Origin of the sequence: Fictibacillus sp. 5RED26 (assembly GCF_015903895.1) — a bacterium.
Classification (GTDB): domain Bacteria; phylum Bacillota; class Bacilli; order Bacillales; family Fictibacillaceae; genus Fictibacillus; species Fictibacillus phosphorivorans.
In genome coordinates this window covers 1,582,447-1,595,545 of the sequence record NZ_JACZDU010000001.1, presented here as the reverse complement: position 1 = coordinate 1,595,545, position 13,099 = coordinate 1,582,447, and the positions used below count along the sequence as shown (strand labels likewise).

Sequence of the window (13,099 nt, the reverse complement as noted above, 5' to 3'; positions counted from 1 at the left end):
AAGGCGGTTCTTTTTTATTGATAATGGAAATGGTATATTAATAATTTAAAAGTTATTGAATGTAATTTACATAAACTTCACGACGAAGTTTTGGAATAGAAGGAGATATTACATGACGAGGGAAGGTCTAGAAAATCAACAAATATGGATTTATGGTATATCTTTACTAATAGGTGGCTTTACCGGTCTTACCTTTGAAAATTTCGGAGCTGGACTTCAATGGACAATCTCTCCACTAATCGCTATCCTCATGTACGGGATGTTCGCCCAGATTCCTTTCTTAAAGATAAGAGAAGCTGTTTCAAACGTCAGATTTATGATAGCTTTGCTAATCGGAAATTTCGTAATCGTACCCATCATAGTTTGGGGTCTAATTTCCATTTTCCCACTGCCTGCACCAATCGTATTGGGGATTTGCTTAGTTCTTCTTACTCCGTGTATTGATTATGTCATCGTCTTTACTCAGCTAGGAAAAGGAAACGAAAAACTGATTCTAGCGGCAACACCTATTTTGTTTGTTGTCCAGATGGTGTTGCTTCCTCTTTATCTATGGTTATTTATCGGTAAAGAGGTGATGTCAATCGTTCAGATCGGACCATTTTTAGAAGCCTTTTTCTTATTGATCGTGGTGCCTTTGTTATTAGCGGTTCTTACACAACTATGGGCGAGAAAACAGACCATTGGTGATAAAGCATTAAACATGACAGCATGGTTACCTGTCCCGTTTATGGCTCTTGTCTTATTCGTCATAGTCGCTTCACAAATAGGAAAAGTCTACAATGATTTTAATAGTATCGTTCAAGTAGTACCAATTTATCTATTCTTCTTAATCATCATGCCAATTGTTTCTCGCTTTATCGCACGCGTATTCACTTTAGATATAGGTGCAGGAAGAGCACTAATCTTCAGCATGGGAACAAGAAATTCTCTTGTCGTTCTTCCGTTAGCGCTTGCGTTACCAGAGTCTTGGAGAACATTAGCGGCAGCAGTGATTGTGACGCAAACGATTGTTGAGCTGATTGGAGAATTAATCTACATTAAAATAGTGCCAAAATGGATTTTAAGAGATCCTAAATAAAAGGTGCACAGAAAAAAGGCAGGGAGCGTATCCCTGCCTTTTCCATGGTTTCATCTTGCTAACAATTAGGGGTTAAGGTCTTGCTCTATATCTTTCGTGCGTTGAACGGTAAAAGTGTATGTATGTATAAAATTATTTTTCACGCATAGAAGTATGAGATTTCAGGCAGTTGTACAAGCGTTTAGGAGACGAACGAATAAGATATATAAGGCATGTCATGTAAATAGAAAAGGTGATCTATAAAAATGAATAAAAAAACAATAAGTCCTTTTTTCTTTAATTCGTTTCCAAAAAGTGGAACACATCTTATGTTTCAAATATTAACAGGTATTCACTCAATAACATTTGATCAAAACCTGCATCTTTACGAAGGTGTTTCTGCACAATTGGCTGAACATCAGCGTGAGTTAGAGAAACTAAGCAATAATGAGTTTTTGTCAGGGCATATCTATTATTCCGCATCATGGGCAAGTCTTCTACAAGCTCTCAATATGAAACAGATTTTTCTATATCGAGACTTGCGAGATGTTGTGGTCTCTTATAATTATTATATTGAGAAGGTAAATGCTCCACTTCATCAATATTTCAAGAATAAGCAGCTGTCCAAAAAAGAACGAATGCTATCGATCATAAGAGGAATTCCTGAATTGGGTCATCAGGATATTCACGATTGGTTTTCTGAATTTAAAGGATGGTTATCTGCACCTAACGTGCTTTCCATTAAGTTTGAAAATCTACTAAGGAGTGAAGGATCATTAGACGAATCGGTTCAGAAGATCGTTCAGTTTGTTACAGAAGAGGATAAAGAGAGCATCGATCATACCATAATTAAACGTGCAAAAGAAAACATATCAACTCAAGACTCCGCTACGTTTAGAAAAGGAACGATTGGCAACTGGAAAGAGGAGTTTGACGAAGAGATTACCCTTGCATTTAAGGAAAATGCTGGCCAATTACTCATTGAATTAGGATATGAATCAGATTTACTTTGGTAAGTAATTACCTCAATCACAAACCAAAAATTATGCAACCAGTCAGCTAGTCTATATTTGCTTAGCTGCCTGGTTTTTTGTTTATGTATTGGTTATGTAGGGCAAAACCATTTCTTTATGTAGATTTATAGTAGTAAAGTGGCATGTTCTTGTGTTTCATTGTTCCATTCACGACTTTAAAAGGATTATAGAAAGCTAAATCGAAAAAGTAAAGTGCCAAAGAATTAAAGTTCAAGAATTAAATTGATGTAGTTATCCTTGTTTAAATAATCATTTTACTATTTCATTTTTGTTGATAGGAGTGTGAACAATTGAGTACAAACTTGATTATCAAAGATATTGTAGACCGTGTGAAGGAAGTGCCAGGAGTAGAAGCGATTGTCCTCGGCGGATCTAGAGCGAAGGACACACATACTCAAGCTTCAGATATTGATATTGGAATCTATTATCGTTCGGCTGATTCGTTTGATATAAAAAAACTAGATGAAATTGCTTCAGAAATTGATGACTTCCATAGAGAAGGTTTAGTTACTCCAATTGGAGAATGGGGACCTTGGATCAATGGTGGTGGTTGGTTAAAGGTGAATAATATGCCAGTGGATTTTTTATATCGGGATCTAAACATAATTTCTACCGTTGTTGAAGATTGTATTGCTGGGAATATCTCAATAGATTATCAACCTGGGCATCCACACGGCTTTCAAAATTCTATTTACTTTGGAGAGATAGCCATTTGCAAACCTTTATGGGACCCCTATGAAAAAATAGAGAAGCTAAAGTCTTATACCGTTCCTTATCCCAAAGCGTTAAAGAAAGCGATCATTAATCAGTTTTTTTGGGAAGCAAATTTCTCATTGGAAAATGCTAAGAAGGGGGTCGTTATTAATGACCTTTCGTATATCTCAGGTTGCTTTTTTCGATGTGCCTCTTGTCTAACTCAAGTGTTATTTGCTCTGAATGAAATGTTTCTTATAAATGAAAAAGGAGCTATCAAGTTAGCAAGTCGCTTTAGATATACTCCTGAGAATCTTGAGCTTCGCATTAATGATATTTTTGAATCAATTACTAATAAACAAGATAATTTGTATGGTGAAGTGGAAAAATTCAAGAAAATTGTGCAAGAGGTAGAAAGTTTAGTTCATAAACACTAAGGTATAGGTTTTCACCATACACCTAACAAGCGAGTTAGGTATCATTTTCCTATGAGATAGATCAGCTTACCTTTTTCTGTTATAGGGGACTAACTCTTTGCGAAAATGAATGTCTGCCGCATTTGGAGTCGGTAATCCTTCCCAACGAAACAGTTCATCATAGCCATGTCGTTCATAGAAACCAGGTGCTTGAAATGTGAATGAAGTAGTAAATACGTGTGTACAACCTCGTTCTAGAGCTTCTTGTTCAAAATCATGTAGCAATTTTGTGCCTAGACCGTCTTTTCTCACATCTTCACGGACCCATGTCATCGCGATACCAGCAGCTACGCCCCAAGTCCATCCACTCATACCGGCTGCAAGCTGACCACAATGATCTACAATTTGTACCGTCAGCTCCCGAGCAGGAGAGATGCCAGCCGTAGCTGCAGCGTTCACTTTATCTAATTCATCAGAAAGTCGTTGATCTAACTCTGCATTACCTTCACCAACAATTACCTTAAAATTATCATTCATTTGTTCTCTCAACTCCTATATTTGATAGAAAATTTGAATTTTATGTACGTTAACAGTATATCAAATCAAGAATTACTTGTTTCTATAGAAAATAAATTTTTAGTGAGGTATTTAACAGGAGAGTGTAGCATACTAATGCCAAAATTCTATGTGGCTTGTGCCACTTCAGGTGGTCAGCTCCAACGCCTAGGTGGTTAAGATTCATTTGCCGGTGAAGTTTTGTACAACGAAGGTGATGGGGACAATTTTACAGGTGGTAACACCTCATTTATCGGCCAACGTGTAAGACTTATAAAAACACATACCGTAAAAACTTCTATCTCAAAACAAAGCAAAACCCCCGAAACATAATGTCGGGGGTTCCATTCAGAAAGAGTAATTATACTTAGAAACTACTTCTTTTTGCTTTTTTTCTTACATTTTTTGTGTTTTTTATTGCAATCGCATTTAGTTGGAGAACCAGGATCGATTACTTCGTTGATTACTTTCTCCTCATACACGTCACGGCGAACATACTTAATGTGTTCACGTTTTACACGAATGATCGGATGAACGAAAGTAACTTCTTTCTCTGTATATGAATCCTCAATGATATAAACAGGATCACAACAGATTACTTTTTTCTTCTTTTTCTTACAATGCTTGTCTTTACCCAAGATAGCACCTCCTACATTTCATACTTTAGTAGATGCAGTTGGAGGGTAAAATGATCTAGACAAGTCACTATTTTACTCAAAATGTGTTAGAAATTTATTTAAACATCCCAAAAATCACTTAATTTCGCTGTGTCCTCTTTCTTTTTTACAATACTTAGTACAATTCTCATCGTAGTACCGTCTGGTTTGTAGAGGGGGTCATTTAACAGTTTCTGCACTTGATAGGAAGGAAACTTACTAGCTTCTTGCAGCCATTGTAGATCTAGATTGTGTTTTAGTATCCACGTATTTAATTTTGTAGTCATCATTGTCTCTCCTATAGAGTCTTTATGTTTATAATAATATATCATTACTTTAATTAAACTTCTACATATTTTGTACATGTGTTAAACATCGAAGCGTCAACTTCAAACTAAGAGGATTTATTTAAGCTAAGTTGAACGTAAATAAGGTAACTATCAAGCATGGGGGATACATGATGAAGAACATATATATTAAGCCTCTAACAATAATTAATCTACAATCTTTATTTGATATTGAAAGTAGGAACAAGGAATTTTTTCAACAATACGCACCAGAGCGGGATTCAGATTTTTATTCGTTAGATGGGCAAGAAAGACGCTTAAAAGAAATTGAGGAACGAAGAGAAAGCGGTCTTGGGTACTCTTTTGGAATTTTTCTTCATGAAACTCATGAACTAATCGGACAGATTGGTCTGTTCAAGATTGAAAGAGGACCTGCGCAAAAAGGAATGGTAGGTTATTCTCTTGATATGGTTCATAACGGTAAAGGTTATATGACAGAAGCTCTTCCGCTTATAATAGACTTTGCGTTTAAAGAGCTTAAACTTCATCGGCTAGAAGCAGAAGTGATGCCTCACAATATCGGCTCAATCAAATTATTAATGAAAAACGGATTTCATAAAGAAGGAGTTTCTAAGAAAAATGTGAAGATTAATGGCAGGTGGGAAGATCATCAGGTACTTGCCATTATTAATGATGAGGATATATAAATTTAATAGGTATGAATGCAGGCGGCAATCCTTAAAGCCTGCATTCATTAAACTTTTTTCTTAATGAGATGCTTGGGAATCGGTGTTTTTATCCAATTCCATTTCACCATTCTCAGCCATCGCCAACTGATTTACATATGCGGCAAGTGCTAATTCATACCTTACTCGCTTACTTGCATCTACAAAATAAGCTTCCTTTACGAGACCAGAAAGTGAATATCGGTGTCCTTTATAATCTACATTTAATTCGGTAATTTGGTTGAACTTAAAACCCTCAACTGGTTCACCGTTCAAATCCTTTAATAGGTAATCACTATATTTCTCGTTGCACGTTCTTGCGACTTCTTCCATCACTTTAAAAGCCTCGTCAGGGTTTTGTCTATAGTTTAGAATAAGACTTTCGTTCACACGGCGCATGCCACGGTTACCGTTCTGAAGTTCATTGATACTTCCGTAGGAAACGGTATAGAGATAACCGTCGTATTGACGAATCTTGAGGTGACGCATGCTGATCTCTTCTATTTTCCCTTGTCTGTTGCCGTTGATGATGACATAATCGCCTAGGTTGATCTGTCTCTCAAACAGATAAGCAAGTCCCATAATATAATCACGGATAATATGCTGGAAGATCAATGCCAGGGCACCGGCTACAACGACCGAACCAGTAACGAGTCTAGTTAGATCATAGAAATGGCTTAGGACATAAATGAAGAAGAACACCAAACCGATGACTTTCAGAACTTGATCTGTAAAATGCATTAACGTTTCTTCACGGTTTTCATCTAGAAAACTCGTCTTGTCAAAGAAAAGCTGAACAGATTTCCGGATAAAATAAGCGGTTACTACAATTAAAACGGCTACAATTAAAATTTTCACAGGTAACTTGTTAAATAATTCTAAGTTAAACATTCTTTCAACTCCCACTCTTACACTATACCAATAGAATGCGGTTAATAAGCAAAATTATTTTCCGTTGGTGAACGGATTTTAAATTAAAACATAATGAGAGAAAGGTCAATCATTGAATAGTTGATATACAAAACTTCAAAAATGTTACTCACGCGTTAATTAGTATAATTTGTTTACAAAATAGTTCAAACTAAAAACGATTTCAATTATAGAAATCGTTTTGTATTCCTATGTACTTTTTACGATCCTATATTAGCGATGTAGCTTTTACTATGCTGGTATTAAAACAAACTGTTCGGTTTCTTGTATCGCGATTAATTGATACGTATGGCTTTTTAATTCTTGTCTAATTTCAATCGGAATTGTAAGTCTTCCTTTGACTCCGATTATTGGAGTAAACCGTCTTGCATTTGTCTTATCAATGATAATTCTTCCGTCTTCAACATCTACGCCTACTTTTTCTCCAATTTGAAACTGAAATTCTTCTCGCCATACAACAGGGAGGTGAAAATATCCTTTCTTGTTGTCGTAAAATTTATTTAGTACAACTGACATCGTGTCACCCCTTAAATAAATTCCAAATTATGTATACTTATACTTATTTGTTTATTTTTATAAATGTTACCATAATATCTCTATAATGTTCAATATTAATTGATTATGAAGAAAGTGTATTGATAATTGAAAAGAGGAGCAATATTGCTTTTATTTTTAATTTCTCCACTCATTATGAAATAAATGCTGATTAACACTTGAAACTGACGTAACGTCATTTTGTATACTAATAGATAACGACTTACATAAAAAGGATGATGAGATGAAACGTGAAGATGTTGTTATCTATGGATGTGTCATTATCGGAGCTGGTGTTGGTTTAATTATAGATCAAGCGTTTGCTGGTGTTCTCATTGGTTTAGGAGCAGGTTACTTGCTGAACACTTATATAAAATAACAATAGATCTTGAGAGGTGGGTTTATCAATTGCTGCACATTCATAAGGTAAGTGAGATGACAGGGGTCACCGTCAGAACTCTGCGGCACTACGATCAGATAGGATTATTACAATCAACATCCAAAACGGAAGGCGGACATCGTCTCTATAGCAATGGTGATTTAAAGAAGTTACAACAGATTCAATTCATGAAAAAGATTGGGTTTCGTTTAAACGAGATTAAGAACATGCTGAATTCGAGTGACTGGGATTGGTCAGATAGCCTAAGAAATCAACTTTCTTATATAAAACAAGAGCAAGAAAACTTAAACAAAATGGAGAGTGCGCTACGGGAGTTAATACATGGCATGGCAATTGAAGATGAGAATAATGAGATTGCCATACAAAAGGTTATGCAATTAGCCAATAACAATAAAGAACTTCAGCAGAAATATAGAAAATCATTGTTTAAAGAAAGAGAATTATTGCTTTGGGAGAAGGTTCCAAACATGACTAGCGACAACGCAGATTCTTTAGAATGGATTGCTCTTATTGGGCAGTTAAAACGGTTTGTACATACAGACCCAAGTTCTCCTAAGGTTCAAAACATTATTAGAAGAATGGAAGAAAAGAGACTAGAAGCATTTGATGGTGAAAAGGAATTCATAGATAAATTATGGGAAATGAGGATGTCAGAAACAGAATCAGAAAAACTGGGGTTATATCCCATTGATCAAGATGTACTTCAATTCATGAACTCCGCTTATGAAATATTTATAACGAAAAAGGCTGAAGCTCATTCTGAATAGAGGAGGAATTTGGTGACTGTAGATTTACTTCTTTTAATTGGTGGGTTAGCTGTATTAGATATGCTAAGTCCTTCGACAATAGGGGTCACGGTATATCTCCTTTTAAATGAGAAAGAGAAACGAACATCCCGTATTTTCTTCTACCTAGTAACCGTTGCTGGTTTTTATTTTATAGTCGGTGTTTCACTCATGTTAGGAATATCAACTTTGATTGAAAGTGTCTCTAACATTTTTCAAAATCAAACCATAAGTTGGATTATCTTTCTCATTGGAGCCATTTTGTTTATTGCGAGTTTCTATGTTCCCCAAAAGAAAAATGCGGATCTGCCTACTCCAAAGTCTAAACGTTTGATTTCTATCTTAATTCTTGGGTTGTCTACTTCACTTATTGAAGTAGGAACCGCTTTTCCTTACTTTGCAGCGATTAGTATTTTATCTACTACTAATCTTTCAAGTGTGGAATGGGTTTCTATATTAGCTGGATACAATTTAATCATGGTTTTGCCACCGCTCTTGTTGTATTTCATTTACCTTTTGTTTGGTAGATGGATGGATAAACCTTTAAAAATTCTACGTGAAAGCCTGGTTAAGAATTCTGGTTCAGCTCTTTCATGGATCATGTGTATCGTTGGAATCATACTGATTTTTAATAGTTTGGATTATTTATAAGCAATGTAAAAAAAATGATACTAGGGGAGTGTGTGCTACAAATGATAAAAGCTGTTATGTTTGATTTAGATGGTACACTATTAGATCGGGATGAGTCTGTGAAACTATTTATTGAGGAACAATACAACAGATTTCCGCAGCTAAAAGTTTATGTAACGAAGAACATGTATGTTAAACGATTTATAGAATTAGATAACCGAGGATATGTTTGGAAGGATAAAGTATATCAGCAGATCGTTTATGAATTTTCATTACCTGAACCTTCGTGGGAAGATCTTCTTTCTGATTACATAAATGAATTTAAGAACCACTGCCTTCCTTTTCCTCATCTTATTGAAATGTTAGAGGATTTAAAACGTAATAACTTCAAGCTAGGAATCATTTCAAACGGATTCGGACAATTTCAGATTGATAATATAAATGCATTAGGAATCAAAGAATATTTTGATGTGATATTAATTTCTGAATGGGAAGGGATAAAGAAACCAGATCCTCGAATTTTTAATGTAGCCTTAAAGCAACTACAAGTATCTCCTAATGAGGCTATTTTTGTAGGTGATCATCCTGAGAATGATGTAAAAGCTGCGCAAGATGGTGGGATGAAAGGGATTTGGAAGAGAGATGCTCATTGGGAAGATGTTGAAGCGGATTATATTGTGGATGGTTTGTTGGAAATTCCTTTAGTTATTCAGGAATGTAATAGATTAGGTGAATACCATTTTTCATCAGGAAAATAGAACTATAGATAGAAATATTAGCCCTTCGTATACTTAAGAAAAGGAGGAGTCATCACATGTCTGATAACTGGAAATTTTATATCGATGAATTGGATGGGAATCTTGCTTCATTTGTTGTTGATTTGGATGTAACTGAAGAAATTAATATTAAGAAATACAATTGGTTGTTTACAGTAAAACTTACTATTAAGTCCCCTACTGAGTTAGGTTTCCCTGAAGAATTAGAAGATGAATTACTTGGTGAGCTTGAATACGATTTGATGGAAAAATTGTATGATAAAGATATCATTCAAGTTGGACGATTAACTACGAATGGAACACGAGAATTCTTCTATTACGCTAAAAAAGAAAAACAGATCAAAATTATAGATAAACTGACATTCGCTATTTTTGATAATAATAAATACGAAACGGAAATCTCAAGTATAGAAGAAGAGGAACCGTGGTCATTTTATTACGAATTCCTTTATCCAAATGAATTTCATCTTCAACAGATGAGTAACCGTGATTTAGTGGAATTGCTTGAGCAAGAAAATGACGATCTAGAACAACTCAGAGAGATTCAGCATTGGATTGAGTTTCGTACATTAAAAGATTTAAAAGCATTTGAACAAGACATTATTAAAGAAGGATTTAAAACGGAGGATTTCGAACAGGAAAAGAATGAAGAAGGAACATTTAACATCAAAATCTCTCGAGAAGACGGTGTAGATTACGACTTGATCGATTGTGTTACAAATCTGATTATCGAAATATCTCAGAAACATAATGGTGAATATGACGGGTGGGAATCTCCTGTTGTTCTTAAAAAGTAAGTTATTTTAATTGAGGAGCAATCTGATGACAGATTTAGTTAGCGGATACCAATGCACATGTTGTGGAAAATATCATGATGAACTTCCCTTAAATTATGGAATTAAAGCACCTGTATATTATGAAGAAGCTACAATAAAAGAGAGAAAAAAGCATTTTGAACTTACTAATGATTTTTGTGTAATGGACGGTGAACATTTTTTCATAAGAGGTTGTATTGAGATTCCCATTATTGGATCTACTGAACTCTTTGTATGGGGTGTATGGGTGTCACTTAGTAAAGAAAACTTTGAACGTACTTTAGAGCAATGGGATGACCCAAATAGTGAACAACTGGATCCGATGTTTGGGTGGTTATCTACACATCTTCCCATGTATCCTGAAACGGTAAATTTAAAAACGAATGTACATACCCGCTCACAAAATTTGCGACCTTTTATTGAGCTTGAGCCTACTGATCACCCATTATCGATTGAGCAACTACAAGGAATTACAATGGATCGGGTTAAAGAAATTGCTCAATTTCTTTGTGAACTATGAAAGTAAGTCTATAGAGAAGTTTATGTAAGAGATCTGATAAATTTATTCATTGGGTCTCTTTTTTTATTGGATCTCGTCGATTCATTACTTTCCATATAAAAGGGAATCATTCGTGGACTTACTACAAACTTCCTTTATAATAATGCTAACAAGCTTCTTTCTTAGGAGGAACAACGATGAGCGCTGAAAAAATTCTGATTGTTGAAGATGAGAAAAAGATAGCAAGAATCATTCAACTTGAACTAGAACACGAAGGATACGAAACGGAGACAGCTACGACGGGCATGGAAGGATTAGAAAGGTTTAAATCTGGTAAGTGGGATCTTATCCTACTTGACGTGATGCTGCCTGAGCTAAGTGGTTTGGAGGTTCTTAGAAGAATCAGAGCAACTGGTAGTCATATTCCAATCATTTTATTAACGGCCAGAGATGCCCTGCCAGATAAAGTGAGTGGGCTGGATCTTGGCGCAAACGATTATGTGACTAAACCGTTCGAAATTGAAGAACTGTTAGCTAGAATCCGTGCATTTCTCCGCATGAATCAACACTACACAGAAGATCAAGAAAGCGAAATGTTTGAGCTAGGTGAACTGACCGTTGATTTGAAAACAAGGGAAGTTAAGCGAGATTCTTCCTTAGTAGAGTTAACACCAAGGGAGTTTGATCTTCTTGTTTTCTTGATGAGAAATAAAAACCAGGTATTAAACCGTGACCAGATCTTATCTAAGGTATGGGGTTATGATTATTATGGCGATACCAATGTTGTAGATGTTTACATACGTTATCTGCGAAAGAAGATTGATTCTACCTTTTCGCACCCCTATATTCATACGATTCGTGGAGTAGGCTACACGATGAAGGAGTAACCCATGAACATAAAAAATCGGATAACCTTGTTTTCAACGGTATGGCTTTTAATCATTCTACTTATCACGAATAGTGGCATTTATCTTTTGTTTCAAAAGAATCTATATGATAATGCTTTAGAAGGTTCAGAGACAAGAATGGAGAGCTTAACAGAAGCGGTTAAAACGTCATCTGAGACAAAAATGAACATGACACAGCTTTTGCGTGCCTACCTTCCTGCAGATTCAATGATTCGTATTATTACTAGTGAAAACCGTGTAGCCGCTACTTCATCAAGAATTACTGATGACGATAAGCTTCAGGAAATCAAACATATCTATAGATCGAATCAATACAGTGATTTTAAGAAGTTAGACGGAATGGTATATACGGTTTCTCAACACCCGGTCATTTGGACGGACGGGGAGGTTGTTTCTTTACAGTTGATCGAAAAAGAAGCATCCATTCCAAACACAATGCAGATCTTAAGAATCGTTTTAATCCTAGCTACATTACTCATTTTAATCCCCTCTTACTTGGGAGGGCGATTCTTGAGCCGGTTGATTTTAGTACCCATCAGCAACTTAACGCGAACGATGGAAGAAAACCAGAAGCGTGGGACGTATAAACGGATCACGATCAATAAGAAATCGAATGATGAGCTGAATAAGATGGCAAGAACGTTTAACCATATGATGGATCTTCTTGAAAACAACTACAAAAAGCAAGAACAGTTCGTATCTGATGCTTCACATGAACTTAGAACGCCGCTTACTGTAATTGAAAGCTATGCGAAAATGCTGAAGCGCTGGGGAGGAAGTCGGCCAGAAATTTTAGAAGAAGCTGTAGAAGCGATTCACTCAGAATCCATTCGGATGAAAGAGTTAACCCAACAAATGCTTATTTTGGCAAGAGATGAATCGCAAGTGGACCTGCAACTTCAACAAACCGAGTTGGTTGAGATGGCTAAAAATGCAACTAAGAATATGAACAAGGCGTACGAACGTGAAATACATGTTCAATCCAACATAAATGAAATCCATATAGAGTGTGATTCATTAAAACTTAAGCAAGTTCTTATCATCCTTTTAGATAACGCCATTAAGTATAGCTCGAAGTCAATTGAAGTGGAGTTAACCAAACAAGGAAACTCTGTCAGTATCTCCGTAACAGACTATGGAATCGGCATTCCTAAAGAAAATCTCGAAAAAGTCTATGATCGATTCTTTCGAGTTGATCAAGCTAGGAGCCGTGATACAGGTGGAGCAGGGCTAGGACTTTCCATCGCGAAACAAATCGTTTCTGCTCACCAAGGGAAGCTTCATCTGGTGAGTGAAGAAGGAAAGGGAACAACGGTTACAATGGAGATTCCTGTGAAACAGAGTTAATTCTCATCACTTTCTCATCTGATTCTTATGGAGCTTTCATTCTTACATGAGA

General features: G+C 35.8%; 17 protein-coding genes. 12 read left to right on the top strand and 5 right to left on the bottom strand.

From position 1 onward, the window contains the following. Nucleotides 1–112: 112 nt before the first annotated feature. From IHV10_RS08280 to IHV10_RS08270, 3 genes are all read left to right on the top strand, one after another. Nucleotides 113–1,078 carry an arsenic resistance protein gene (locus tag IHV10_RS08280; protein WP_197128124.1) on the top strand — a complete coding sequence of 322 codons (966 nt, stop codon included), beginning with the start codon at nucleotides 113–115 and terminating at the stop codon, nucleotides 1,076–1,078. Nucleotides 1,079–1,323: 245 nt separating this feature from the next. Further along, a complete protein-coding gene (locus IHV10_RS08275; protein ID WP_197128123.1) occupies nucleotides 1,324–2,073 on the top strand; it encodes a sulfotransferase domain-containing protein in 750 nt (249 codons plus the stop codon). Between the two features lie 308 nt (nucleotides 2,074–2,381). Beyond that, the gene (locus IHV10_RS08270; RefSeq protein WP_197128122.1) at nucleotides 2,382–3,221 is read left to right on the top strand and encodes a nucleotidyltransferase domain-containing protein; all 840 of its coding nucleotides are present in this window, start codon (nucleotides 2,382–2,384) and stop codon (nucleotides 3,219–3,221) included. A gap of 66 nt (nucleotides 3,222–3,287) precedes the next feature. Here IHV10_RS08270 and IHV10_RS08265 read toward each other — a convergent pair whose 3' ends face one another. From IHV10_RS08265 to IHV10_RS08255, 3 genes are all read right to left on the bottom strand, one after another. Then, nucleotides 3,288–3,737 carry a GNAT family N-acetyltransferase gene (locus IHV10_RS08265; RefSeq protein WP_197128121.1) on the bottom strand — a complete coding sequence of 150 codons (450 nt, stop codon included), beginning with the start codon at nucleotides 3,735–3,737 and terminating at the stop codon, nucleotides 3,288–3,290. Between the two features lie 392 nt (nucleotides 3,738–4,129). After that, nucleotides 4,130–4,393, bottom strand: coding sequence for a hypothetical protein (locus IHV10_RS08260; protein ID WP_197128120.1), 264 nt, complete (start codon nucleotides 4,391–4,393; stop codon nucleotides 4,130–4,132). Between the two features lie 98 nt (nucleotides 4,394–4,491). Next, on the bottom strand, nucleotides 4,492–4,698 hold the full coding sequence (locus IHV10_RS08255; RefSeq protein ID WP_197128119.1) for a hypothetical protein: 207 nt from the start codon (nucleotides 4,696–4,698) through the stop codon (nucleotides 4,492–4,494). A 170-nt stretch (nucleotides 4,699–4,868) separates the two neighbouring features. On the opposite strand from IHV10_RS08255, the gene IHV10_RS08250 reads away from it, so the two are divergent. Next, nucleotides 4,869–5,405, top strand: a complete 537-nt coding sequence (locus IHV10_RS08250) for a GNAT family N-acetyltransferase (protein WP_197128118.1) — start codon at nucleotides 4,869–4,871, stop codon at nucleotides 5,403–5,405. 60 nt (nucleotides 5,406–5,465) lie between these two features. Here IHV10_RS08250 and IHV10_RS08245 read toward each other — a convergent pair whose 3' ends face one another. Together IHV10_RS08245 and IHV10_RS08240 are read right to left on the bottom strand one after the other, a co-directional pair. Continuing rightward, a complete protein-coding gene (locus IHV10_RS08245; RefSeq protein ID WP_197128117.1) occupies nucleotides 5,466–6,314 on the bottom strand; it encodes a mechanosensitive ion channel family protein in 849 nt (282 codons plus the stop codon). Nucleotides 6,315–6,584: 270 nt separating this feature from the next. Further along, a complete protein-coding gene (locus tag IHV10_RS08240; RefSeq protein WP_197128116.1) occupies nucleotides 6,585–6,869 on the bottom strand; it encodes an AbrB/MazE/SpoVT family DNA-binding domain-containing protein in 285 nt (94 codons plus the stop codon). Between the two features lie 262 nt (nucleotides 6,870–7,131). Between IHV10_RS08240 and IHV10_RS22955 the strand changes: the two genes are divergently transcribed. The 8 genes from IHV10_RS22955 to IHV10_RS08205 all read left to right on the top strand — a co-directional run bounded on the left by IHV10_RS22955 (nucleotide 7,132) and on the right by IHV10_RS08205 (nucleotide 13,047). Further along, nucleotides 7,132–7,266, top strand: a complete 135-nt coding sequence (locus IHV10_RS22955) for a hypothetical protein (protein ID WP_255551379.1) — start codon at nucleotides 7,132–7,134, stop codon at nucleotides 7,264–7,266. Nucleotides 7,267–7,295: 29 nt separating this feature from the next. Continuing rightward, complete coding sequence (locus IHV10_RS08235) at nucleotides 7,296–8,054, top strand: MerR family transcriptional regulator (protein WP_197128115.1); 759 nt, start codon at nucleotides 7,296–7,298, stop codon at nucleotides 8,052–8,054. A 12-nt stretch (nucleotides 8,055–8,066) separates the two neighbouring features. Then, nucleotides 8,067–8,723, top strand: a complete 657-nt coding sequence (locus IHV10_RS08230; RefSeq protein WP_197128114.1) for a GAP family protein — start codon at nucleotides 8,067–8,069, stop codon at nucleotides 8,721–8,723. 41 nt (nucleotides 8,724–8,764) lie between these two features. Beyond that, nucleotides 8,765–9,460: an HAD family hydrolase gene (locus tag IHV10_RS08225; protein ID WP_197128253.1), complete on the top strand. Its 696-nt coding sequence runs from the start codon at nucleotides 8,765–8,767 to the stop codon at nucleotides 9,458–9,460. Between the two features lie 56 nt (nucleotides 9,461–9,516). Continuing rightward, nucleotides 9,517–10,275, top strand: coding sequence for a DUF695 domain-containing protein (locus tag IHV10_RS08220; RefSeq protein WP_197128113.1), 759 nt, complete (start codon nucleotides 9,517–9,519; stop codon nucleotides 10,273–10,275). A 25-nt stretch (nucleotides 10,276–10,300) separates the two neighbouring features. After that, nucleotides 10,301–10,813, top strand: a complete 513-nt coding sequence (locus IHV10_RS08215) for a DUF2199 domain-containing protein (RefSeq protein ID WP_197128112.1) — start codon at nucleotides 10,301–10,303, stop codon at nucleotides 10,811–10,813. 176 nt (nucleotides 10,814–10,989) lie between these two features. Then, complete coding sequence (locus IHV10_RS08210; protein ID WP_197128111.1) at nucleotides 10,990–11,679, top strand: response regulator transcription factor; 690 nt, start codon at nucleotides 10,990–10,992, stop codon at nucleotides 11,677–11,679. Nucleotides 11,680–11,682: 3 nt separating this feature from the next. Further along, complete coding sequence (locus IHV10_RS08205; RefSeq protein WP_197128110.1) at nucleotides 11,683–13,047, top strand: sensor histidine kinase; 1,365 nt, start codon at nucleotides 11,683–11,685, stop codon at nucleotides 13,045–13,047. The last annotated feature ends 52 nt before the right edge of the window (nucleotides 13,048–13,099 follow it).

What these genes read in the sequence shown, in the direction of transcription:
- IHV10_RS22955 (WP_255551379.1), top strand. Translation starts at nt 7,132, where the DNA reads ATGAAACGTGAAGATGTTGTTATCTATGGATGTGTCATTATCGGAGCT.
- IHV10_RS08205 (WP_197128110.1), top strand. Translation starts at nt 11,683, where the DNA reads ATGAACATAAAAAATCGGATAACCTTGTTTTCAACGGTATGGCTTTTA.
- IHV10_RS08220 (WP_197128113.1), top strand. Translation starts at nt 9,517, where the DNA reads ATGTCTGATAACTGGAAATTTTATATCGATGAATTGGATGGGAATCTT.
- IHV10_RS08225 (WP_197128253.1), top strand. Translation starts at nt 8,765, where the DNA reads ATGATAAAAGCTGTTATGTTTGATTTAGATGGTACACTATTAGATCGG.
- IHV10_RS08215 (WP_197128112.1), top strand. Translation starts at nt 10,301, where the DNA reads ATGACAGATTTAGTTAGCGGATACCAATGCACATGTTGTGGAAAATAT.
- IHV10_RS08275 (WP_197128123.1), top strand. Translation starts at nt 1,324, where the DNA reads ATGAATAAAAAAACAATAAGTCCTTTTTTCTTTAATTCGTTTCCAAAA.
- IHV10_RS08245 (WP_197128117.1), bottom strand. Translation starts at nt 6,314, where the DNA reads ATGTTTAACTTAGAATTATTTAACAAGTTACCTGTGAAAATTTTAATT.
- IHV10_RS08255 (WP_197128119.1), bottom strand. Translation starts at nt 4,698, where the DNA reads ATGACTACAAAATTAAATACGTGGATACTAAAACACAATCTAGATCTA.
- IHV10_RS08240 (WP_197128116.1), bottom strand. Translation starts at nt 6,869, where the DNA reads ATGTCAGTTGTACTAAATAAATTTTACGACAACAAGAAAGGATATTTT.
- IHV10_RS08280 (WP_197128124.1), top strand. Translation starts at nt 113, where the DNA reads ATGACGAGGGAAGGTCTAGAAAATCAACAAATATGGATTTATGGTATA.
- IHV10_RS08250 (WP_197128118.1), top strand. Translation starts at nt 4,869, where the DNA reads ATGATGAAGAACATATATATTAAGCCTCTAACAATAATTAATCTACAA.
- IHV10_RS08265 (WP_197128121.1), bottom strand. Translation starts at nt 3,737, where the DNA reads ATGAATGATAATTTTAAGGTAATTGTTGGTGAAGGTAATGCAGAGTTA.
- IHV10_RS08210 (WP_197128111.1), top strand. Translation starts at nt 10,990, where the DNA reads ATGAGCGCTGAAAAAATTCTGATTGTTGAAGATGAGAAAAAGATAGCA.